Annotated in this window: 20 protein-coding genes; 11 read left to right on the forward strand and 9 right to left on the reverse strand. The window is 72.9% G+C overall.

Translation table 11 applies throughout. The annotated features are described in order from the left end of the window. Positions 1 to 91: 91 nt before the first annotated feature. Positions 92 to 796 (reverse strand): GntR family transcriptional regulator, encoded by a 705-nt coding sequence (locus OHB41_RS10745; RefSeq protein ID WP_266697612.1) that lies wholly within the window; start codon positions 794 to 796, stop codon positions 92 to 94. Positions 797 to 999: 203 nt separating this feature from the next. Here OHB41_RS10745 and OHB41_RS10750 point away from each other — a divergent pair, with 203 nt between their 5' ends. From OHB41_RS10750 to OHB41_RS10770, 5 genes are all read left to right on the forward strand, one after another. Further along, positions 1,000 to 2,319 (forward strand): MFS transporter, encoded by a 1,320-nt coding sequence (locus tag OHB41_RS10750; protein WP_266697613.1) that lies wholly within the window; start codon positions 1,000 to 1,002, stop codon positions 2,317 to 2,319. Between the two features lie 122 nt (positions 2,320 to 2,441). Beyond that, on the forward strand, positions 2,442 to 3,239 hold the full coding sequence (locus tag OHB41_RS10755) for a putative hydro-lyase (RefSeq protein ID WP_266705773.1): 798 nt from the start codon (positions 2,442 to 2,444) through the stop codon (positions 3,237 to 3,239). Between the two features lie 30 nt (positions 3,240 to 3,269). Further along, positions 3,270 to 4,028, forward strand: a complete 759-nt coding sequence (locus tag OHB41_RS10760) for a LamB/YcsF family protein (protein WP_266697614.1) — start codon at positions 3,270 to 3,272, stop codon at positions 4,026 to 4,028. Beyond that, positions 4,025 to 4,639 carry a 5-oxoprolinase subunit B family protein gene (locus OHB41_RS10765; protein WP_266697615.1) on the forward strand — a complete coding sequence of 205 codons (615 nt, stop codon included), beginning with the start codon at positions 4,025 to 4,027 and terminating at the stop codon, positions 4,637 to 4,639. The genes OHB41_RS10760 and OHB41_RS10765 overlap by 4 nt, the downstream gene beginning before the upstream one ends. Then, positions 4,639 to 5,508 (forward strand): 5-oxoprolinase subunit C family protein, encoded by an 870-nt coding sequence (locus OHB41_RS10770; protein WP_266697616.1) that lies wholly within the window; start codon positions 4,639 to 4,641, stop codon positions 5,506 to 5,508. The genes OHB41_RS10765 and OHB41_RS10770 overlap by 1 nt, the downstream gene beginning before the upstream one ends. 33 nt (positions 5,509 to 5,541) lie before the next feature. Here the strand turns inward: OHB41_RS10770 and OHB41_RS10775 are convergent, their stop codons facing one another. The 5 genes from OHB41_RS10775 to OHB41_RS10795 all read right to left on the reverse strand — a co-directional run bounded on the left by OHB41_RS10775 (position 5,542) and on the right by OHB41_RS10795 (position 11,021). Beyond that, a complete protein-coding gene (locus OHB41_RS10775) occupies positions 5,542 to 6,459 on the reverse strand; it encodes an SGNH/GDSL hydrolase family protein (RefSeq protein ID WP_266697617.1) in 918 nt (305 codons plus the stop codon). Continuing rightward, entirely contained in the window at positions 6,456 to 7,610 is a 1,155-nt protein-coding gene (locus tag OHB41_RS10780; RefSeq protein WP_266697618.1) for a glycosyltransferase, read from the reverse strand. Before OHB41_RS10780 ends, OHB41_RS10775 begins: the two co-directional genes overlap by 4 nt. Further along, complete coding sequence (locus OHB41_RS10785) at positions 7,607 to 8,770, reverse strand: glycosyltransferase family 4 protein (RefSeq protein WP_266697619.1); 1,164 nt, start codon at positions 8,768 to 8,770, stop codon at positions 7,607 to 7,609. The genes OHB41_RS10780 and OHB41_RS10785 overlap by 4 nt, the downstream gene beginning before the upstream one ends. Before the next feature lie 139 nt (positions 8,771 to 8,909). Continuing rightward, positions 8,910 to 10,328, reverse strand: a complete 1,419-nt coding sequence (locus OHB41_RS10790; protein ID WP_266697620.1) for a HEAT repeat domain-containing protein — start codon at positions 10,326 to 10,328, stop codon at positions 8,910 to 8,912. 300 nt (positions 10,329 to 10,628) lie between these two features. Next, positions 10,629 to 11,021: an ankyrin repeat domain-containing protein gene (locus tag OHB41_RS10795; protein ID WP_266697621.1), complete on the reverse strand. Its 393-nt coding sequence runs from the start codon at positions 11,019 to 11,021 to the stop codon at positions 10,629 to 10,631. 384 nt (positions 11,022 to 11,405) lie between these two features. Between OHB41_RS10795 and OHB41_RS10800 the strand changes: the two genes are divergently transcribed. Together OHB41_RS10800 and OHB41_RS10805 are read left to right on the forward strand one after the other, a co-directional pair. Continuing rightward, positions 11,406 to 11,600: a hypothetical protein gene (locus OHB41_RS10800; protein ID WP_168527119.1), complete on the forward strand. Its 195-nt coding sequence runs from the start codon at positions 11,406 to 11,408 to the stop codon at positions 11,598 to 11,600. A 37-nt stretch (positions 11,601 to 11,637) separates the two neighbouring features. Next, a complete protein-coding gene (locus tag OHB41_RS10805) occupies positions 11,638 to 13,203 on the forward strand; it encodes a hypothetical protein (RefSeq protein WP_266697622.1) in 1,566 nt (521 codons plus the stop codon). 45 nt (positions 13,204 to 13,248) lie between these two features. Here the strand turns inward: OHB41_RS10805 and OHB41_RS10810 are convergent, their stop codons facing one another. Continuing rightward, positions 13,249 to 14,748: an SCO1417 family PLP biosynthesis transcription factor gene (locus tag OHB41_RS10810; protein ID WP_266697623.1), complete on the reverse strand. Its 1,500-nt coding sequence runs from the start codon at positions 14,746 to 14,748 to the stop codon at positions 13,249 to 13,251. A gap of 138 nt (positions 14,749 to 14,886) precedes the next feature. On the opposite strand from OHB41_RS10810, the gene yczE reads away from it, so the two are divergent. From yczE to OHB41_RS10830, 4 genes are all read left to right on the forward strand, one after another. Next, positions 14,887 to 15,699, forward strand: a complete 813-nt coding sequence (gene yczE, locus OHB41_RS10815; protein ID WP_266697624.1) for a membrane protein YczE — start codon at positions 14,887 to 14,889, stop codon at positions 15,697 to 15,699. Continuing rightward, entirely contained in the window at positions 15,696 to 16,463 is a 768-nt protein-coding gene (locus tag OHB41_RS10820; RefSeq protein WP_266697625.1) for a glycerophosphodiester phosphodiesterase family protein, read from the forward strand. The genes yczE and OHB41_RS10820 overlap by 4 nt, the downstream gene beginning before the upstream one ends. A 63-nt stretch (positions 16,464 to 16,526) precedes the next feature. Continuing rightward, on the forward strand, positions 16,527 to 17,879 hold the full coding sequence (locus OHB41_RS10825) for an MFS transporter (protein WP_266697626.1): 1,353 nt from the start codon (positions 16,527 to 16,529) through the stop codon (positions 17,877 to 17,879). A gap of 255 nt (positions 17,880 to 18,134) precedes the next feature. Then, positions 18,135 to 18,509, forward strand: coding sequence for an RNA polymerase-binding protein RbpA (locus OHB41_RS10830; RefSeq protein ID WP_003977404.1), 375 nt, complete (start codon positions 18,135 to 18,137; stop codon positions 18,507 to 18,509). A 1,076-nt stretch (positions 18,510 to 19,585) separates the two neighbouring features. Here OHB41_RS10830 and fxsA read toward each other — a convergent pair. Beyond that, positions 19,586 to 20,170 (reverse strand): FxsA family membrane protein, encoded by a 585-nt coding sequence (gene fxsA / locus OHB41_RS10835; RefSeq protein WP_266697627.1) that lies wholly within the window; start codon positions 20,168 to 20,170, stop codon positions 19,586 to 19,588. A gap of 105 nt (positions 20,171 to 20,275) precedes the next feature. Then, complete coding sequence (locus tag OHB41_RS10840) at positions 20,276 to 21,070, reverse strand: polyprenol monophosphomannose synthase (protein WP_266697628.1); 795 nt, start codon at positions 21,068 to 21,070, stop codon at positions 20,276 to 20,278. Positions 21,071 to 21,293: the final 223 nt, after the last annotated feature.

Below are 21,293 nucleotides of genomic sequence, written 5' to 3' on the forward strand. Positions count from 1 at the left end.
GACAACGGTCGAAACGGCGCAGAAGCGACCGCCGTCACCGGGTGCGCGGCGCGCCCCTCGCCCGCCCTGCCCCGACGGCCCGCCCTTGCCCTCAGTCGATGCCCTGCGCGCCGTCCGCCACCCGCCGCGCGTAGACCTCCACGACCCTTTCGAGCGAGTCGTCGAGATAGACCGCGAGCAGGTGCTCGGCCGCGTCGCGGTCGCCCGCCTGAAGCGTCTCGAGGATCTCACGGTTGCGGGCGAGGTACGGCTCGTGCAGCCGCCGCGGGTCGTCCACCACGTGGAAGGCGAGGCGCAGTTCGGCGAAGACGCTGCGCATCACCTCGTCGGTACGGGAACTCCCGGCGAGCGCGACCAGCTCCCGGTGGAAGTGGATGTTGGCCGTGCCCACGGCTTTCCAGTCACCTTCGCGTGCCGCCCGCTGCCCCTCCTCGACGGCGCGGGCGAGATCGTCGAGGGCGTACGGCGGCTCGCCGAGCCCTCGGACCACGGCGCACTCGACGAGGGTGCGGGTGCGGTAGATGTCCTCGACGTCCTCGACCGTCAGCACCCGCACGAACACACCGCGGTTGAGCTCGTGGACGAGCAGCCGCTCGTGCGTGAGCAGCCGGAACGCCTCGCGCAGTGTGTTGCGCGACACACCCAGCGCCCCGCCGATGCTGTCCTCGGACAGACGCGTCCCGGGCAGGAAGTACCCCTCGGCGACACGGCTCCTGAGGATGTCCGCCACCCTCTCGGCGGTGCTGGTGCGGCCCAGCAGGGCACGGTCGTCGGCCAGTCCGGTCAGCTCTGCCATGCCCGGAATTCAATCGTAGATACAGGAACGAAACAACACGGGTATTGAAGGATCGTTCAACGATCCTCTACCTTGGCGGGCAGACGGCGCCGCAACGGCCCCACCGCCCGCTCGAACGCGGCGCCCGTCCCATCCGCACGGCACGGCACCGCACGGCACGGCTCAGTCCACACGCACCCTTCGTCCCTCACTGCGAGGTGCCCATGAGCACGACCCCTCCCTCCCAGTCCCTGACGGCCGACACCCGCCCAGGTACGGGTGAACCCGGCACCCAGGAAGGCGCGTTCACCTGGCTGCGCGCCCTCGGCCCACGGGGCCGCCGGGCCTTCGCCGGCGCGTTCGGCGGCTACGCCCTCGACTCGTACGACTACTTCACCCTGCCGCTGAGCATGGTCGCGCTGGCGGCGTACTTCGGTCTGGACAGCGGCCAGACCGGTCTGTTCACCACCGTCACACTGGTCGTCTCGGCGGTCGGCGGCGCGATCGCCGGGGTGGTCGCGGACCGGATCGGGCGCGTCAAGGCACTCATGATCACCGTGATCACGTACGCGGTGTTCACCGTGGCCTGCGGATTCGCGCCGAACTACGAGACGTTGCTGGTCTTCCGCGCCCTCCAGGGCCTCGGGTTCGGCGGTGAGTGGGCGGTCGGCGCGATCCTGGTCGCCGAGTACGCGAGCCCCAAGCACCGCGGGCGCACGCTCGGCGCGATCCAGAGCTCCTGGGCCGTCGGCTGGGGGCTGGCGGTGCTCGTCTACACCCTCGTCTTCCAGTTCCTCGGCGACGACCTCGCGTGGCGCGTGATGTTCTGGACCGGCGCGCTGCCCGCGCTGCTGGTCCTCTGGGTGCGCCGCCGGGTGCAGGACGCCCCTGAGGCGGCCGCCGCGCGCGAGAGGAGCGCGGACAAGGGCTCGTTCGCGGCGATCTTCAAGCCGGCCACGGGCGAGGACCCCGGTCTGCTGCGCACCACGTTCTTCGCGGTGCTGCTCTCCACCGGAGTCCAGGGCGGCTATTACACGCTGGCCACCTGGGTACCCACGTACCTGAAGACGGAGCGCGGCCTGTCCGTCGTCGGCACCGGCAGCTATCTCACGTTCCTGATCTCCGGGGCCTTCATCGGCTACCTCACCGGCGGGTATCTCACCGACAGGCTGGGCCGCAAGCGGAACATCCTGCTCTTCGCGGTCCTCTCCGCGGTCTGCGTCCTCATCTACGCCAACCTCCCGAGCGGCGCCAACACCCTTCTCCTCGTGCTCGGTTTCCCGCTCGGCTTCTGCATGTCGGCGATCTTCAGCGGCTTCGGCTCGTTCCTCAGCGAGCTGTATCCGTCGGCGGTGCGCGGCACCGGGCAGGGCTTCACGTACAACACCGGGCGCGCCGTGGGTGCCGTCTTCCCCACCCTGGTCGGCTTCCTGGCCGACAGCTGGGGTGTGGGCGGCGCCCTGGTCTTCGGCGCGATCGGCTACGCGCTCGCCGCCCTGGCGCTGATCGGCCTCCCCGAGACCCGTGGAAAGGAACTCCTGTGACGTCCGTGGCTTCCCCGGCCTCCCCGGCCTCCCCGGCCTCCCCGGGTGCCGCGGCCTCCGCGGGTGCCGCAGCACCCGCAACTCCCGCACCTCCCGCCCAACGCACGTCCCAGGAGCGCCCGTTGCACCCGCTCGGCGAGCACGCACGCGCGTGGACCCCCAAAATGGCGCGCGCCCGGTTCCGTTCGGGCGTGTCGGGGCCGACGGCCGGGATCGCCGCGGGGCACACCCAGGCCAACCTGATCTCGGTGCCCGCCGACTGGGCGTACGACATGCTGCTGTTCTGCCAGCGCAACCCGGGGCCCTGCCCGGTCCTCGACGTCACCGACGCCGGCTCCTGGACCACCCCGCTCGCCGAGGGCGCGGACCTGCGCACCGATCTGCCGCGCTACCGGGTGTGGGAGGACGGCGAGTTGGTGGACGAGCCCACGGACGTCGTCGACCGCTGGCGCGACGACCTGGTCTCGTTCCTGATCGGGTGCAGCTTCACCTTCGAGTGGGCGCTCACCGAGGCGGGCGTCCCGCTGCGCCACATCGAACAGGGCCGCAACGTCTCCATGTACGTGACCGCGCGCCGGTGCCGGCCGGCCGGGCGGCTGCACGGCCCCATGGTGGTGTCGATGCGTCCGGTCCCGCCCGAACACCTGGCCGCGGCGATCCGGGAGAGCAGTCTCATGCCCGCGGTGCACGGCAGCCCCGTGCACTGCGGGGAGCCCTCGGGGCTGGGCATCCGCAGCCTCGCGCACCCCGACTTCGGTGAGGCGGTGGACGCCGAACCCGACGACATCCCGGTGTTCTGGGCCTGCGGAGTGACTCCGCAGGCGGCCGTGATGGCGTCCCGCCCACCGTTCGCGATCACCCACGCGCCCGGTCAGATGTTCCTCACCGACGCCCGTGACGAGCAGTACCGCGTGGCCTGAAGCGGCCCGGAAAAGGAGAGACTGCGCCTCATGAGCCCGATCGATCTCAACGCCGACCTCGGCGAGGGTTTCGGCCGCTGGCGGCTGACCGACGACGAGCAACTGCTGTCCGTCGTCACCAGTGCCAACGTGGCCTGCGGATTCCACGCCGGGGACGCGGTCACCATGCGGCGGGTGTGCGAGCTGGCGGCCGAACGGGGCGTACGGATCGGCGCCCAGGTCTCCTACCGCGACCTGGCGGGTTTCGGGCGGCGCGCGATGGACGTGCCGCCCGACGAACTGACGGCCGAAGTGGCCTACCAGATCGGCGCCCTGGAGGTCTTCGCGCGCGCCGCGGGCGCGCGCGTGGCGTACGTGAAGCCGCACGGCGCTCTCTACAACCGCGTCGTGCACGACGAGGAGCAGGCGGCGGCGGTCGTCGACGGCGTCCTGCTCGCGGACGCCGGACTGCCCGTCCTCGGTCTGCCGTCCTCCCGCTTCCTGAAGCTGGCGGAGCGGGCCGGACTGCCCACGGTCACCGAGGCGTTCGCGGATCGCGCCTACACCCCGGAGGGCACCCTCGTGCCGCGCACCCGGGAGGGCGGGGTGATCACGGACACCGAGGAGGTCGTCGAACGCTCCCTGGGCCTGGCCCGGTTCGGCACGGTGACGTCCCACACCGGGGAGCGCGTCCCGGTCCGCGCCCGCTCGCTGTGCCTGCACGGGGACACCCCCGGCGCGGTGGAGCTGGCGCGCCGGGTCCGCGCGCGTCTGGAGTCCTCGGGTGTCCACGTGGAGGCCTTCGTATGAGGGCGTTGCCGGTCGGGGAACACGCCCTGCTCGTCGAAGTCGCCTCCGGCGAGGCGGCCCAGGCGCTGCACGCCGAGCTGCTGCGCCGCCGCGCGGACGGTTCCCTGTCCGTCCGGGAGATCGTCCCGGCGGCCCGCACGGTCCTGCTGGACGGCCTGGACGACCCGGTGGGCCTGGCGTCACGGCTCCCGGGGTGGGAGATCCCGCCGCTGCCCGGGCGCGCGGAGGGCGCGATCGAGATCCCCGTACGCTACGACGGCCCCGACCTGGCCGACGTGGCGGCGCGGTGGGGAGTGGCGGAGCGCCTGGTGCCTGAGATCCACGCGGCGGCCGAGTTCCGTGTCGCCTTCTGCGGGTTCGCGCCCGGATTCGGCTACCTCACCGGCCTGCCCTCCCGGTACGACGTGCCGCGCCGGGCGACTCCGCGTACCTCGGTCCCGGCGGGTTCCGTGGCCCTCGCGGGTCCGTACACGGGCGTGTACCCGCGCTCGTCGCCGGGCGGCTGGCAGCTGATCGGCACGACGGACGCGGTGCTGTGGGACCACGCGCGCGTGCCGGCAGCGCTGCTCGCCCCGGGCACCCGGGTCCGGTTCGTAGCGGCGGGGTGCTGATGAGCGACCGGGCCCTGTCCGTCGTGCGGGCCGGGGCCCTGACCACCGTCCAGGACCAGGGCCGTCCCGGCCACGCGCACCTCGGTGTCCCCCGCTCCGGCGCGCTGGACGCGCCCGCGGCGGCCCTGGCCAACCGTCTCGTCGGCAACCCCGTCGAGGCGGCCGTTCTGGAGACGACCCTCAACGGCTGCGCCCTGCGCCCGCGTTCGGCGGTCACGGTGGCGGTCGCGGGCGCGCCCTGCCCGGTCACGGTGAACGGACGTCCGGCTCCCTGGGGTGCGCCGGTACGCGTTCCCGCCGGGGCGCTGCTGGACGTCGGCGCCGCTCGCGCGGGACTGCGCAGCTACGTCGCCGTGTCCGGCGGAGTCGCCGTGGACCCGGTCCTCGGCAGCCGCTCCACGGACCTCCTCTCGGGCCTGGGCCCACCGCCCCTCACGGACGGCGCGGTGCTGCCGCTTGGGCACCCCGGCGACGTGCCCGCGCGCGTGGACGTGGTTCCGCACCCGGGTCCGCCCGCCGAGCTCGTCCTGCGGGTGACACCGGGGCCGCGCGACGACTGGTTCACCGCCTCCGCCCTGCGCACCCTGACGACGGCCGCCTACCGGGTGGCCTCGGCGAGCAACCGCATCGGGCTGCGTACGGAAGGGCCCTCACTGGAGCGGGCCGTTTCCGGCGAACTCCCCAGTGAGGGCATGGTCCTGGGCGCCGTGCAGGTGCCGCCGGACGGCAGACCGGTGGTCTTCCTCGCCGACCATCCGACCACCGGGGGATACCCGGTGATCGCGGTGGTCCGTACGGCCGACCTCCCCGCGGCCGCTCAGGCGGTCGCGGGCACGCCGGTCCGTTTCCTGGTCGTACGCCGCCGCTGAGAGGCCGGCGGTCCGCCCCGCTTCCTCATGGGGTCATGCGGCGTCCGGCTGTTCGCCCCCCGACAGAGCGGCCAGCGCGGACGCCACGGCGTGCGAGGCACCGAGGTCGAGCCGGGCGCTGGTGCCGCGTGCCCGGTGGCGGACCTCGGCGGCGGCCAGGGTGAGCAGTTGCGGCAACAGGTCGGTGCACCGCCGTGCCACCCATCCCGTCCCCGCGGTGGCCAGCCACCACAGGCTCGCCGAGCGGGTGGGCACGGGGAACTCGGGCTCGGCCGACGGGGCGGGCCCGGTGGCGACGCCCTGTTGTGCGAGGGACGCGTGGAAGCGCAGGGCGAGCTGCCGGTGCCCGCGCTCCCCCGGGTGCAGCCGGTCCGCGCTCCACAACGCGCGGTCCGTCAGCCAGGCGCCCTCCGCCGCGTGCACATGCACTGCCCCGTAGCGCTCGGACAGCGCGTGCACGACCGCGTTGACGGCCCGCTGGCGCCGGGCCAGCGGACGGGCGAGCGCCCCCGGCAGCCCGAGCATCGCACCGGGATCCGGCAGACAGGCGGTCAGGAGCACGGCGCCCTGGTCCCGGAAGGCCGCGTACACCTGGTCGAGCCGGGCGGCCACGGCGTGGATGTCGAAGGTGCACCGCAGGGTGTCGTTCACCCCGATCACGACGGACACCACGTCCGGGCGCAGGGCCAGCGCCTCCGGCGTCTGCCGTTCCAGGACGTCACGTGTCTGGGCGCCGCTCACCGCGAGGTTGGTGAACTCGACGGACGCCCCGGGGCGGTCGGACGGTCCTCCTCCGAGCTCGAGGGACACCCCACCAGGCACCCCCTCGGGCACCCCGCCGGACAACCCCTCGGCGAGCAGCGCCGCCCAGCCCCGCCAGGCCTCTCCCACGGGGTCGCCCACGCCCTCGGTCAGCGAGTCCCCGAGGGCCACGAACCGAAGGGGTCTCATCCGACGCCCTCCTGAAGTCGGGGCCGCGTCTCGACGGACGCGTCGTGCGCCGCGAGGAAGGCCTTCACGGCGGTGTCCCAGCCGAAGCACTCGGCACGCGCGCGTGCCGCCTCCCGGCGCTCGGTCTCGGTACGCCCCAGGAGCAGCCGCACCGCGTCCGCGAAGGAGTCGCCGCTGTCCGCGGCGGTGGCCCCGGCGGACCCGACGATCTCGGGCAGCGCGGACAGCGCGCTGGCCACCACGGGGGTACCGCAGGCCATCGCCTCCAGGGCGGCGAGCCCGAACGTCTCGGCGGGCCCCGGCGCCAGACACACGTCGGCCGAGGCCTGCAGCGCGCCGAGCAGCGCACGGTCGGCGACATGGCCGAGGAAGGTGACGGGCAGCCGCCGTTCGGCGGCCCGCTGTTCGAGCCGGGCCCGCAGCGGCCCGTCCCCGGCGACGACGAGCACGGCCCGCTCGCCGCGCCGCAGGAGTGCCTCCAGCGCGTCGAGCGCGGTGCCGGGCCGCTTCTCCACGGACAGCCGGGAGCACATCACCAGCAGGACCTGGTCCGCGCGCGCGTACCGGTCGCGCACCGCGGGATCCCGCAGCGCGGGGTGCCGGCCGGCCAGGTCGACGCCCAGCGGTGCCCGTACGACGTTGCGGGCGCCGATGCGGACGAACTCACGCTCCGCGAACTCCGTCGTGCACACGACCCGCGCGTAGGAGTGCGCCGTACGGATGTTGAGGGCGTCGGCGGTCCTGCGGGCCATCGCCTCGGAGAGCCCCCAGGTCCGCAGCACGCCGTCGGCGGTCTCGTGGGAGACCATCACCGCGGGCACCCGGGCCCGCCGTGCCCACACCCCGGTCCAGCGCAGGGTGGTCCGGTCGGAGACCTCCAGGCGGTCGGGGGCGAGCGACTCCAGGAGGCGGGCGACGCGCCGCTTGTCCGTGAGCACGCGATAGCCGCCGGTTCCGGGCAGCAGCGGACCGGGCAGCGTGATCACCCGTCCCTGCTCGGTCTCGGTGTCGCTCACACGCTCGCCGGGGACGACCAGTACCGGCTCGTGCCCCGCGGCCCGGTAGCCGGTGCCGAGCTCCCGCAGGGCGGTCCGCAGGCCTCCGGAGGCGGGGGCGACGAAGTTGGCCAGCCGCACGATGCGCAGGCTCATGCCGCCACCACCGTCCGTGCGGAGAGCACCTCGGCGTAGTGGCCGATGAGCTGGTCACCGACGGCCGCCCAGGTGCGGCCCTCGACGGTGGCCCGCCCGGCGGCGCCGTAGTCGGCCCGGCGGACCGGATCGGCCGCCAGGGCCGCCACGGCGTCGCGTACGGCGTCCGCGTCGCGGGGCGGCACCAGCAGCCCCGTCCGGCCGTGGGCCACCAGGTCCAGCGGTCCGCCCGCGGCGGGTGCGACGACGGGGATCCCGCTGGCCATGGCCTCCTGCACGGTCTGGCAGAAGGTCTCGAAGGGGCCGGTGTGCGCGAAGACGTCCAGCGAGGCGAAGATCCGGGCGAGTTCGCCGCCGGTACGCCGCCCGAGGAAGACGGCGCCGGGCAGTGCCTCACGCAGCGACGTCTCGCTGGGCCCGTCGCCCACGACCACGACGCGTACGCCGTCCAGGCCGCAGACCCCGGCGAGCAGTTCGACCTGCTTCTCCGGGGCGAGCCGGCCGACATAGCCGACGATCAGCTCGCCGTTGGGCGCCAGTTCACGCCGGAGCGCCTCGTCCCGGTGGTCGGGCCGGAAGCGGACGGTGTCCACACCGCGCGGCCACAGCCGTACCCGGGGCACTCCGTGTGCCTCCAGGTCGTGCAGGGCCGCGCTGGAGGGGGCGAGCGTCCGGTCGGCGGCGGTGTGGACGGAGCGGATACGCCGCCAGGCGGTGGATTCGCCCGCACCCATGTACGTACGGGCGTATCCGGCCAGGTCGGTCTGGTAGACGGCGACGGCGGGGATGCCGAGTTTGGCGGCGGCCGCCATGCCGCGCACGCCGAGGATGAACGGGCTGGCCAGGTGGACGACGTCCGCCCGGTGTTCGACGAGGGCGGCGGCGACGCGTCGGCTGGGGAGGGCGACGCGGACCTGGGGGTAGCCCGGGAGCGGAAGGGAGGGGACACGGACGACGGGACACGGCGCGAGGGCGTCGGGCCCGCCCCCGACGGGGGCACCACCCTGTTCGAACGAAGCCGCGAACTTGGCGGAGGTGGTCGGAGCGACGACAAGGGGAGCGTGACCGCGATCGACGAGGTGCCGGGCGGTCTGGAGCGCGCAGTGGGCCACGCCGTTCACATCGGGGGGAAAGGATTCGGTCACGATGACGACACGCATACCGGTGTTCTCGCCGTGCTGGACGTGGCCGCGTCAACGTGGATCTTTCCAGCCGGGGAACGCACCGTGAGCGTTGTCTCGCACACCTGTCCAGGTCAGCCCGCGGCCATGCCCTCCTGACCCCCGGGTCACTTCTCGTTCATACGGCGGGTGCGTCGGGCCCGATACGGCTGCGCACGGCTGTCTGGACCTCCGCCTCCTCGGCTGGATCCGATGCGAGCCGGCGCAGCTGATCCACGACGCGGGCGTCGCCCGTCTCGGCGTGCCGCGCGGCCACTTCACGGGTCGACTCCTCACAGTCCCACAGGCACTCGACGGCGAAGCCCGCGGGGAAGGAGGGGTCGGTGGCGGCGAGCGCCCGGGCGGCTCGCCCGCGCAGATGGGACGAGGCGGTCTCGCGGTAGATGTGCCGCAGTACGGGAGCGGCGCAGACGATGCCGAGCCGCCCGGCGCCGTCCACCAGGGTCCACAGCGTCGGCGCGTCGGGGCCTTCACCCCGTACGGCCTCCCGCAGCGCGCCCAGGACCAGTTCGCTGTCCTTGGTGCCGCCGCGGCAGGCGAGCATCCGGCCCGCGGCGGCGCCCAGGGCGTCGGGCCGGTGCGCCCAGCCGCGTGCCCGGTCGACGGCGGCGACACTGCGCATGCGTTCGAACGCGTCGACGGCGGCCTCCGCGACCGCCACCGTGCCGTCGCTCGCGGCGGCCTCGATCAGCGCCAGGGCGTCCGGATCGTTGCTGTCGGCGAGATAGCGCAGGGCGGTGCACCGGGCTCCGTCGCCGCCGCCACGGGCGGCCTCGACGATCTCGGGCCGGTCCTCGGGGCCCGCGACGGCCGTCAGACAGCGCGCGGCCGGCACATGGAGTGCGGCGCCGCGGTCCAGGCCCTGCTGCGCCCACTCGAACACGGCTCGTACGCTCCAGCCCGGGCGGGGGCCGGCCGGCCGCATCTGCCGTTGCCATCGGTCGAAGGAGCCCTGCTCCTGGGCCGCGCGCACGCGTGCGGCGATCGCCGCACGGGGATCGTCGGCCCACAGCCGCCAGGGCCGGGGTTCGAAGGCGTCGCGCACCTGGGCGGCGAGCGCCGCCTCGCCCTCCGGGTCGGCGGGGAAGCGGGCCAGCACGGGCTCGGCGAGGGCCCGCAGACCCGCGTCGTCGTCGCGCAGGGCCAGCTCGTCCAGGGCCCAGGCCCAGTTGGTGCCCGAGGCGGCGTACCCGCGCAGCAGCTCCAAGGCGTCCCGCCGGCCGTACGAGGCGAGGTGCCCGAGCACCGCGAGGGCGAGCCCCGTGCGTGACTCGCAGTCGTCGAGGATGTCCTCGGCGTCGAAGAGGTGCCGCTCGATCTCGTCGAGCTCACCGCTCAGATCGAGGTAGAGACGGGCGTAGTAAAGGGAGCGGTTCTCCACCTGCCAGTCGTGGCGGGGATCACTCAGCACACAGTGGTTCAGTGCCGCGAGCGCCTCGGCCCGCGGTGCGGTGAGCGCGTGCAGCGTGCCGTCGCCGCGGCCCCTCTGGAGCAGGCCGAGCAGCGTTCCGCTGGGCGCTATGACCGGATCGAACATGGGAAACAGCCTCACATCAAGCGTCGACGCAACCGGGATCCTGCATTACCTGGCCGCGTGACAACACGTCGGAGCGTCCGCCGTTTCTTGCTTGCTGTAGACCATCTTCCTCTGCCTCTCGTCGGTGGCCCATGCGGGCCGCATCACGGCCCGCGCGGTGCGGCAACACCTGCCCAGCCATCGCGTCCGTGAATCACGACGTCATGATGACTCGGCAGTTCTTCCTGCCGCGACCGTATTTCCGGCGGCCCCGTACCGCCTCCCCCGTTTTCCGTGTCGAACCTGGTCAGCGTGGTCGGATCAGTGTGCGCCGAACAGTTCGAGCAGTTCCGTCCTGCCGAACATCCGGGCCGTGTCGACGGCCGAGGGGGTGCCCGCGGCCGGATCGGCGCCGCTGTCGAGGAGCGCGCGGATGACCGCTTCCTCGCCCTTGAAGACCGCCCCGGCGAGCGGCGTCTGACCCCGGTCGTTGATCCGGTCGGCCTCGGCGCCGCGCTCCAGGAGGGCGCGCACCGCCCCGGCGTGACCGTGGTACGCGGCGAGCATCACGAGGGAGTCGCCACGGTCGTTGGTGAGGTTGGCAGGAACGCCCGCGTCGACGTACGCCACGAGCGCCTCGGTCTCGCCCCGGCGTGCCAGATCGAAGATCTTGGTCGCCAACTCCACGACCTCGGGGTCGGGGGCTTCACTCATCGGCCGGACCACCTCTCACAACAGCGACGACGACAGGAACTGCAACAACGACTGACCACGGACTGCGGGAGCCTACGACAACGCGCGGAGTGTCATGCGCAGGTTCGTACGACAGCGGGATGTGCGGCCGTACGGGTGAATCGTCAGCGTACTGGCTCCGGCGGCACATGACCGGCCCCCACCGAGGCAAGGATCACCACGATTCCACCGGGAGAAACCGGGAGACAACGGGATTCGACAGGCCCGCGTCGTCACACCAGAACATCTCAGCCGAACGAGTGAAATCCCGAGAAATCGACCCATTTGCACCTTTTATCGTATGGATACATCCTGTGATCCTGGAACAACTCATGGTGACTGTCCCCGCGAACCAGGAGAGCACAAATGATTCTGTCCATGTCAGGCGTCGTCCTGCTCGGCATCATCGTCTTCCTCTTTTTCCGCAAGGACGGACTCAAGGCGTCGCACGCCATGACGTCCGCGCTCTTCGGCTTCTACCTCGCCAGCACGGCCATCGCGCCGAGCATCAAGGCCGGCGGCGAGAGCCTGGCGAGCCTCCTAGGCGGGATCAAGTTCTGACGTCCCCGCCCCTCGCACGCACCTCCAGGAGACAGCAGTGGCCCGGCGCCCCCTCCCCCGCATCCTCAGCAACGGCAGCGCGCAGATCGCCCGAAGCCGGGAGCTGGCCCGGACGGCAGCCGACAGCGCCACCGACGTTCTCCAGCCGCTGATCACGGTCGCCCGAGGACTGCGCCACCTGGCAGGTGCCGCGCAGCGCAAGTGGGCCGAGACCCCCAAGGACCGGCGCGGGCCGCTGCTGTTCCTGGTGGCCTCGGTGATCCTGGTCGTGGCACTGGTGTCGTACGGACCGCTGCTCGCCGCCATCGCCCTGATGGCGGCGGCAGCCTGGTACGGCCGCGACCGCACCCCGCCGGCGCCCACGGGCCCCGACGAGGCGCAGGTCCAACGCCTCCAATCGCTCTACGAGGCACTCGTCCCGTACTTCTCCGTGGCCGAGGACCCCGCTCCCCTCTTCGCCCACGGCGGTGACTGGGAGAAGGCCTTCCCCGCCCACGAGTTCGACGAGGACGGACGTGTCTCCCGCCTCCTCGTCCGCTATCCGGCGTACTTCAGGGACGGGGAGGCGATCTGCCGGGCCCGGATCGAACAGTTGCTGCAGGCCAAGTCGGGCCGTGGCCGGGAGTACCACTTCGCGTGGGAGCAGGAGGGCAACGAACTCACGGTCACCGTGCTGCCGCCGCTCCCCACCGACATCGCCGCCCAGCGGTTCGTCACCGCGCCCGGTGAGACGGTCCTCGGCTTCACCGACCCGGCCGATGTCCAGCGCACGCTCCCCCTCGGTTTCGGCGAGGCCCGGCGCGACGTCCCGCCGGTCGTCTGGCGTACCGGCGCCCGCTCGACGGAGCCGCATCTGCTGGCCGCGGGCGAGCCGGGCAGCGGTCTGTCCACGCTGGTGCGCTCCATCGCCCTGCAGGCCCTTCAGTACGGTGATGTGGTCATCGTCGACGGCGGCGGCACCGGCGAGTACGCGTGCCTGACCGGCCGGGACGGTGTGCTCGCCGTCGAGTCCGGCCTCGCCGGGGCGCTCGCCAGTCTGGAATGGGCGGCGCACGAGACGGAGCGGCGGCTGCTCTCCGCGAACCACGCCCGACAGGCCGGGCATCCCGCGCCGGAGGACACCAAGAACCCGCTCTGGATCCTGCTGGACCGTCCGGGCACGCTGGGGCACCTCGCCGCCGCCGACGGCCACCGGGATCCCCAGGACCTTCTCGAGGTGCCGCTGCGGCACGGGCGCGCGGCGGGCGTCACGGTCGTCGTGGCCGAGCAGTTCGACGGCCTCGACACCCTCGGCGAGGCCGTCCTCCAGCACACCCGCGCGCGCGTGGTGCTCGGTTCCGCGACGGGCCCGCAACTGGAGGCCGTACTCGGCGCGCCGCCGCACACCACCCCGCCCCAGAACGTGCCGCCCGGCCGCGGATACGCCCGGCTGGGCGCCGGCCCCGTCCTGCGCCTCCAGGTCCCGGCCACCCCGGACCCCTACGACGACGCGACGAGCGAGACGCAGCGCCGCGCGGTACTGGACCTCCTGCCGGTCCGGACAGCCCCGGCCGACCCGGAGCCGGTCCCGGCCGCGGCGGAGCCGGCGGCGGCGGAGGGCTGACCCTCCCCCTCGGACAAAGCGCGGGCCGGCCACGCCGGCCCGCCCTCAGGCCACGAACGTGCGAGGACCCTCGGTCCCCGCACTCGCCCCCGTCTCCACCAACCGCGCCGCCGCGGCCAGCCGCACCGCCGCCTCCTCCGCCACGGCGCCCCCGACCGTGAACGGCAGCCGTACATACCCCTCGAACGCCCCGTCGACCCCGAAGCGCGGCCCGGACGGCACCCGCACACCCACCCGCTCGCCCACCTCGGCGAGCCGCGACCCCGACAGCCCCCCGGTGCGCACCCACAGCGTCAGCCCGCCCCGCGGAACGGAGAACTCCCAGTCCGGCAGCTCCCGGCGTACCGCGGTGACGAGCGCGTCCCGGTTCTCCCGGGCCTGCTCCCGCCGGACCGCCACCGCCTGTTCCCAACCTCCCGTACTGAACAGCCAGTTCACGGCCAGCTGCTCCAGTACGGGCGTGCCGAGGTCGGCGTACGCGCGCGCCGCGACGAGACTGCGGATCACGTCGGGGGCCGCCCGCACCCAGCCGATCCGCATCCCCGCCCAGAACGCCTTGCTGGCCGACCCGACCGTGATGACCGTGGACCCGGCGGGATCGAAGCCGCACACGGGGCGGGGCATGGAGAGCCCGTCCTCCAGGTACAGCTCGCTCATCGTCTCGTCGACCACCAGGACGGTCCCGGCGGAACGGGCGGCGTCCACCAGCCGGCGGCGCTGGTCCTCGTCGGCGAGGGCCCCCGTCGGGTTGTGGAAGTCCGCGACGACATAGGCGAGCCGGGGCGCCGCGTCGCGCAGGACCTGCCGCCAGCGGTCCATGTCCCACCCGGCGAGCCCCTCGGCCATCGCGACGGGCACGAGCCGCGCACCGGCCTCCCGCATCAACTGGAGGATGTTGGCGTACGAGGGCGACTCGACGGCGATGCGCTCGCCGCGCCCGGCGAAGAGATGGCAGATGGCGTCGATCGCGCCCATCGCACCGGTGGTGACCATGATCTGCTCGGGCATGGTCGGAATGCCGCGCCGGGTGTACCCCTCGGCGATCATCGCGCGCAGCGCGGGCAGCCCCGCCGGGTAGTCGCCGTGCGTGTGGGCGTACGGGGGCAGTTCCTCCAGGGCGCCCTGCACGGCACGGGTGAGCCACGGCTCGGGCGCGGGCAGCGACGCGCAGCCGAGGTCGATCATGGACCCGAGGGCCTCGGGGGGCAGCGGCTCCAGGCCGCGCGCGGGCAGCGGGTTCCCCGCGGGTACGGCGGTCCAGCTGCCGGCTCCCCTGCGCGACTCCAGGAACCCTTCGCCGCGCAGGGCCTCGTAGGCCGCCGCGACCGTCGTACGGCTGACGGACAGGGCCAAGGCGAGTTCCCGCTCGGCGGGCAGCCGCGCGGCGACCGGTACCCGGCCCTCCAGCACGAGCAGCCGCACACCGTCGGCGAGCGCGCGGTAGGCGGGCGGACGTCGGGTGCCGGGCCCCGGGGGGCGTTCCTGCTGGGAGTTGAGCAGCCGGGCGAGCTGCGCGGCGCCCATCGCCGATGTCCACTGCGCCATGGTTTCCAGTCCACCTTCCCCGGATTGGCCTTGGATGGCGTCCTCCATCAAGCCACAGAATGGCACGAGCCAGGCCACTGGCACCACTGCACGCATCACCACCAGCACCACTACGGGCATCACCCAGGGGGGCACGTCATGTCCACACCCGCCGACTCCGCGCCGGCCAACTCCGCACCGGCCGCGCCCGCCGCCGGCTCTCCGGCCGCCGACTCCGCACCACCCGCATTCCCGACACCCGACTCGGCCCCCGCCGAACCCCCGCGCGCCCAGCCCGCGGGCACCGGGCCCGCCCGCCCCGAAGCCGGACGCGGCCTCCCGCGACGCCTCGTCCAGTTGTACGTCGGCCTCGCGCTGTACGGCGCGAGTTCGGCCCTGCTCGTGGAGGCGGGGCTCGGTCTGGAGCCCTGGAACGTGCTGCATCAGGGGCTGGCCGAGCTGACCGGTCTGACGATCGGCGTGGTGTCGATCTTCGTGGGCGCGGCGGTGCTGCTCCTGTGGATCCCGCTGCGTCAGCGACCGGGCCTCGGCACGGTCTCGAACGTGTTCGTGGTCGGCATCGCGATGGACGGCACGCTCGCCCTCGTACCGGACACGCACACGCTGGCCGTACGCATCCCGCTGATGCTGGCGGGCATCGTGCTGAACGGACTCGCGACGGGTCTCTACATCTCCGCCAGCTTCGGCCCGGGTCCGCGCGACGGTCTGATGACGGGCCTGCACCGGCGTACGGACCGCTCGATCCGACTGGTGCGCACGGTCCTCGAAGTCGCCGTGGTCGCGACCGGCTTCGTGCTCGGCGGCACCGTCGGCATCGGCACCGTGCTGTACGCCGTCGCGATCGGCCCCCTCGCCCAGCTCTTCCTGCGGGTGTTCGCCGTCCGCCGGGCACCGACCGGCAGCACGGTCGTTGCCACCGGTCAACCGGAGGGCGCGATACTTCCAGGGTGAGCACGCGCATACGCCATCCGTACCTGGACCACCCCGGCCCGATCGCCTTCGCCCACCGCGGCGGGGCGGCGGACGGCCTGGAGAACACCGTCGCCCAGTTCCGGCGGGCGGTGGAGACGGGCTACCGCTACATCGAGACGGATGTGCACGCGACGGCGGACGGCAAGCTCGTCGCCTTCCACGACTCGACCCTCGACCGGGTCACGGACGGCGCGGGCCGCATCGCGGACCTCCCGTGGGAGGACGTGAGCCACGCGCGCGTGGCGGGCAAGGAACCGGTCCCCCTCTTCGAGGAACTCCTCGAGATCTTTCCCGAGGTGCGCTGGAACGTGGACGTCAAGGCGGAGCCCGCCCTCCATCCCCTGCTCAACCTCATCGGCCGCACCGACGCCTGGGACCGCGTCTGCGTCGGCTCCTTCTCCGAGGCACGCGTCTTCCGCGCCCAGCGCCTGGCGGGGCCGCGCCTGGCCACCTCGTACGGCACCAAGGGCGTCCTGGGGCTGCGGCTGCGGTCGTACGGCATACCGGCCACGCTGCGCGACTCGGCGATCGCCGCCCAGGTGCCCGAGTCCCAGTCGGGCGTGCCGGTGGTCGACCGGCGCTTCGTGCGCGCCGCCCACGCGCGCGGCCTGCAGGTCCACGTATGGACGGTGAACGATCCCGATCGCATGCACCGGCTCCTGGACCTGGGAGTCGATGGCATCATGACCGATCACATCGACACGCTGCGCGGGGTCCTGGAGGACCGGGGCACCTGGGTCTAGCCCACTCGCGCGGTCCGTTCGGGGTTCGTTCAGGGATGGTTCAGCCGGAAGCGAGGGGCACGGGTGAGCACCGACACCGTGCGGGCACGGGCGACCGACGAGGTCGCCGAGCGACGCCGTGAGCAACACGGCTGGTACTTCTACGACTGGGCCTGCTCCGTCTACTCGACGAGCGTGCTCACCGTGTTCCTGGGTCCCTATCTGACGTCGGTCGCCAAGCACGCGGCGGACGCGGACGGATTCGTGCACCCTCTGGGGATCCCGATCCGGGCCGGCTCCTTCTTCGCCTACTCGGTCTCCGCCTCCGTCATCCTGTCGATCTTCGTGATGCCGATGGCCGGCGCGGCGGGCGACCGCACGGGCCGCAAGAAGCCGCTGCTCGCCGCCTCCGCCTACCTGGGCGCCGCGGCCACGACGGGCATGTTCTTCCTGGACGGGGACCGCTACCTGCTCGGCGGGCTGCTGCTGGTCGTCGCCAATGCCTCGGTGGCCGTGTCGATGGTGCTCTACAACTCCTACCTGCCGCAGATCGCGCCGCCCGAGGAGCGCGACGCGGTCTCGTCCCGCGGCTGGGCCTTCGGCTACGCGGCGGGCTCGCTGGTCCTGATCGGCAACCTCGTCCTGTTCACGGCCCACGACTCCTTCGGCGTCTCCGAGTCGACGGCTGTCCGCATCTGTCTGGCCTCGGCCGGCATCTGGTGGGGCGCCTTCACGCTCGTGCCGCTCAAGCGGCTGCGCGACCGCCGTACGGCGCCCGGCGGCGGAAGGGCGCCGGCGCACGGCTGGCGGCAGCTGGCGGCCACCGTGCGCGACATGCGCGGCAAACCGCTCACCCTCTCCTTCCTGTTGGCCTACCTGGTCTACAACGACGGCATCCAGACGGTGATCTCGCAGGCGTCTGTGTACGGGTCCGAGGAGCTCGGCCTGAGTCAGTCGACGCTGATCGTCGCCGTACTGCTGGTGCAGGTGCTCGCGGTCGGCGGCGCACTGGGCATGGGACGGCTGGCCCGCACGTACGGGGCCAAACGGACCATCCTCGGTTCACTCGTCGCCTGGACGGTGACACTCGCCGCCGGGTACTTCCTGCCCGCCGGCGCGCCGGTGTGGTTCTTCGTCCTCGCCGCCGGCATCGGCCTCGTCCTGGGCGGCAGCCAGGCCCTGTCGCGCTCCCTGTTCTCGCACCTCGTACCGAGCGGCAAGGAGGCCGAGTACTTCTCGGCCTACGAGATGAGCGACCGGGGGATGAGCTGGTTGGGCCCGCTTCTGTTCGGTTTGACCTACCAGCTGACGGGAAGTTATCGGGACGCGATCATCTCGCTCGTGGCCTTCTTCGTCATCGGATTCGCGCTGCTGGCGAGGGTTCCGGTGCGGCAGGCGATCCGCGACGCGGGAAATCCCGTACCGGACAGGATTTAGCACCGGAGGCCAAAGGACGGTAGTGTACGCGTTTGGCCTGCCAGGCGTACCGTTACTGCGCGTCAAAGATACTGAAGCGTTGGGTGACATCTGCTGCCAGATGTGACAAACCGGGTGCCGGTGGGTACAACAAGGGGCGGCTACGACGGCGACGCATGACCCGGAACGGGAATCTTTACCGCCGACCGGACGTTGACCGGATGACGACGACAGCGACACCTGTCCTGTGGGCGACAAGCCCGGGAGGCACGATTCATGAGTGAGCGAGCTCTTCGCGGCACGCGCCTCGTGGTGACCAGCTACGAGACGGACCGCGGCATCGACCTGGCCCCGCGCCAGGCCGTGGAGTACGCATGCGAGAAGGGGCACCGGTTTGAGATGCCCTTCTCGGTCGAGGCGGAGATTCCGCCCGAGTGGGAGTGCAAGGTCTGCGGGGCCCAGGCACTCCTGGTGGACGGCGACGGCCCTGAGGAAAAGAAGGCCAAGCCCGCGCGTACGCATTGGGACATGCTGATGGAGCGGCGCACCCGAGAGGAACTCGAAGAGGTCCTCGAGGAGCGCCTGGCCGTTCTGCGCTCCGGCGCGATGAACATCGCGGTGCATCCGCGGGACAGCCGCAAGTCCGCGTAGTCCCTTCCGGGGGCTGGGTGGCATACACCGCACGCCGAGACCGCGAGCGCCGTACGTTCTCCGTACGGGGCCCGCGGTCTCGTGCGTTTCGGCGCCGCCGTTGTCACGGGTTTCACGGGTGAGCGTGGGCCCCCGGCGCGCTCCCGGGTGCCCGGCGGTCGCTCCCGGGTGCCCGACGGTAAGGAGGGTCTCCGACGGGAGCGTGGCGCTACGCCGGGGCGCCTGGCGACCGCGGGCGGTCCCCGACGGGGGCCGACGGCGCGGATGCTCCTCGACGGGAGCCCGGCGCCGCGGGGTGCCCGGCGACAGCCCGGCCCCACGTCCCGGAGAGCTCGGCGGCAGCCCGTCCCGGCCTCCGGGATTCAGGTGGCAGCCCGGCCCGATGCTCCGGAGAGCCCGGCGGTGCGGACGACCCCCGGCGGTAGCCCGGCCCGGCTCAGGGGCACCGGCGGTGCGGGCGGTCCTCGACGGGATGCCAGCCCCCCAGGCGCCCAGTGACGCGAGCGGTCCGGCGGCAGCCCGGCCGGCTGCAGCGGGCCCGTCCAGACGCTCCGGAGGGCTCGGCGGCCCGGACGACCCCGGCAGCAGCTCGGCCCTGCTCTTGGCGGCGCGGATGATCCTCGACGGGAGCCCGGCCCGGCGCTGCGGGGTGCCCGGCGACAGCCCGTCCCGACACCGAGAGCCCGGCGATAGCCCAGCCCTCCTCCGGGGCATCGGCGACGCGGGCGGCCCCCGACGGTCATCCCGCCAGTGTGGCCGGGGCCGGACGGCTCCGGTTCCCTGTCACCCGGACGAGGTCGACTCTCGCGCTCCGGACGCACAGCAGACGGACAGCGGTACGTCGGCCGGTGGCTCAGGAACGTGTCGAGCGGCCCGCGCGGCCGGGCTGGGCCGCCCGCCCCGCAGGGTCGGTCCGACCAGCCCGCGCACGCTCCTCCGGCCGACCGGTCCACCGGTCAGCGGCTCGGCCGTCCCCGGTCAGCGGCCCACCGGCCGCCGACTCGCCAGCCCGTCAGCCCGTCAGCCCGTCAGCCCGTCAGCCCGTCAGCCCGTCAGCCCGTCAGCCCGTCAGCCCGTCAGCCCGTCAGCGGAGGGTGCGGTCCCGGGCGGGAGGCCGGGCCCGGGCTCCGGGGGGTGTCGTCCCTGATGACCTCACCCTGGACCACCTTGCCGTCCGGGCGATGGATGCGTGCCTGCTGGAAGGCGTCACCGACGCTGCCGGGGGCGGCCTCGCGGATCTTGCGTTCGATGGCGCGCTCGGTGTACCGGCTCAGCGCCTTCTGGACGGGCGGGATCAGCAGGAGCAGGCCCACGACGTCCGAGAGGAGGCCCGGCAGCATCAGGAGCAGGCCGCCGAGCATCATCAGCCCGTTGCCGTCGCCGCCTCCGCTCGTGGGGGCCGCACCGCTCTGCTGCTGTTGCAGCGTCTCGCTGAGGTTGCGGAAGGCGCGACGGCCGGCCCGTTTGACGATCACGGAACCGAGCACGAAACCGGCGACCAGCAGCAGGAGGACCGCGAAGCCGCTCGCCGCACCCGCGACCACGGTCAACAGCCAGATCTCCAGCACCAGCCAGACGGCGATACCGAGCGGCAGGAACGTACGCAGCCGGGATCGCCGCGGCCGGGCGGGGTGCGTGGGAGTGGGTGCGCCAGTCGTCATGCACCCAGTGTGCCTGGGCGCGGCTCAGTACGGGATAAGCGGATGATCAGCCCCGACCGTGGACGGGACGCGGGTCCGCGGAACCTCGGGAACGTCCGGAAGGCCCTACTCGGACGGCTTGCGTCCGGTGATCCGGCCGACCCGCTCCCCCACACCCCACGTGGTGACCCGCCACAGGGCCTCCACGAGGATGTCGCGGCTCATCTTGGAGTCACCGAGTTCACGCTCGACGAAGGTGATGGGCACCTCCACGACGTGGTAGCCCGCCTTGACGGCACGCCGGGCCAGGTCCACCTGGAAGCAGTACCCCTGGGACGCGACCTCGCCGAGTCCGAGGCCCTCCAGGGTCTCCTTCCGGAAGGCGCGGAAGCCGCCGGTGACGTCCCGGATGGGTACGTCGAGCATGAGGCGGGAGTACATGCTGCCGCCGCGCGAGATGAACTCGCGGGACTTCGGCCAGTTCACCACCCGCCCGCCCGGCACCCAGCGCGAGCCGAGAACGAGGTCGGCGCCCTTCAGCGCGGTGAGCAGCCGGGGCAGCTCCTCCGGCTGGTGCGAACCGTCCGCGTCCATCTCGACCAGGACGCCGTAGCCGTGCTCCAGGCCCCAGCGGAAGCCGGCGAGATACGCGGCGCCCAGGCCTTCCTTGCCCTTGCGGTGCAGTACCTGGACGTGGTCGTCCTCGGCGGCCAGCTCGTCGGCGAACTTGCCAGTGCCGTCGGGGCTGTTGTCGTCCGCCACCAGGACGTGCGCGTCGGGCACCGCGGCGCGCACCCGGCCCACGATCTTCTTGATGTTCTCCGCCTCGTTGTAGGTCGGAATGATCACCAAGGCCGTGCCGAGCGGGCCGAACCGCCTCGCCTGGGCTCCTGCCGCGAGGGTCCCGTCGCCGTCGTTCACTACTGCCCCTTCAAGTCCGTACGCAGGGGTCCACCATAGTGGTCACAGCCTGCACTGACGCGTCGGTGCGTCAGTACAGGGGTGTCGATTCGACAAGAGCCGGGTAAGAAGCGCCCTTCCCGCGCCGGAGCACCACGCCTGCGGATGGGGGCCCGGCGCCCTTCGGGCCGACCAGGGACCCGCTGGCTGCGGGTCGACCGAAAGCCGTTGTCTACTGGACGTC

The sequence above is a fragment of the Streptomyces sp. NBC_01571 genome, assembly GCF_026339875.1.
GTDB lineage: Bacteria > Actinomycetota > Actinomycetes > Streptomycetales > Streptomycetaceae > Streptomyces.

Bases quoted from the DNA above. Each gene is read 5' to 3' on its own strand.
- OHB41_RS10830 (WP_003977404.1), top strand. From the start codon at position 18,135: ATGAGTGAGCGAGCTCTTCGCGGCACGCGCCTCGTGGTGACCAGCTAC.
- OHB41_RS10765 (WP_266697615.1), top strand. From the start codon at position 4,025: ATGAGGGCGTTGCCGGTCGGGGAACACGCCCTGCTCGTCGAAGTCGCC.
- yczE (WP_266697624.1), top strand. From the start codon at position 14,887: ATGTCCACACCCGCCGACTCCGCGCCGGCCAACTCCGCACCGGCCGCG.
- OHB41_RS10745 (WP_266697612.1), bottom strand. From the start codon at position 796: ATGGCAGAGCTGACCGGACTGGCCGACGACCGTGCCCTGCTGGGCCGC.
- OHB41_RS10750 (WP_266697613.1), top strand. From the start codon at position 1,000: ATGAGCACGACCCCTCCCTCCCAGTCCCTGACGGCCGACACCCGCCCA.
- OHB41_RS10810 (WP_266697623.1), bottom strand. From the start codon at position 14,748: ATGGCGCAGTGGACATCGGCGATGGGCGCCGCGCAGCTCGCCCGGCTG.
- OHB41_RS10795 (WP_266697621.1), bottom strand. From the start codon at position 11,021: ATGAGTGAAGCCCCCGACCCCGAGGTCGTGGAGTTGGCGACCAAGATC.
- fxsA (WP_266697627.1), bottom strand. From the start codon at position 20,170: ATGACGACTGGCGCACCCACTCCCACGCACCCCGCCCGGCCGCGGCGA.
- OHB41_RS10785 (WP_266697619.1), bottom strand. From the start codon at position 8,770: ATGCGTGTCGTCATCGTGACCGAATCCTTTCCCCCCGATGTGAACGGC.
- OHB41_RS10790 (WP_266697620.1), bottom strand. From the start codon at position 10,328: ATGTTCGATCCGGTCATAGCGCCCAGCGGAACGCTGCTCGGCCTGCTC.
- OHB41_RS10775 (WP_266697617.1), bottom strand. From the start codon at position 6,459: ATGAGACCCCTTCGGTTCGTGGCCCTCGGGGACTCGCTGACCGAGGGC.
- OHB41_RS10760 (WP_266697614.1), top strand. From the start codon at position 3,270: ATGAGCCCGATCGATCTCAACGCCGACCTCGGCGAGGGTTTCGGCCGC.
- OHB41_RS10770 (WP_266697616.1), top strand. From the start codon at position 4,639: ATGAGCGACCGGGCCCTGTCCGTCGTGCGGGCCGGGGCCCTGACCACC.
- OHB41_RS10780 (WP_266697618.1), bottom strand. From the start codon at position 7,610: ATGAGCCTGCGCATCGTGCGGCTGGCCAACTTCGTCGCCCCCGCCTCC.
- OHB41_RS10800 (WP_168527119.1), top strand. From the start codon at position 11,406: ATGATTCTGTCCATGTCAGGCGTCGTCCTGCTCGGCATCATCGTCTTC.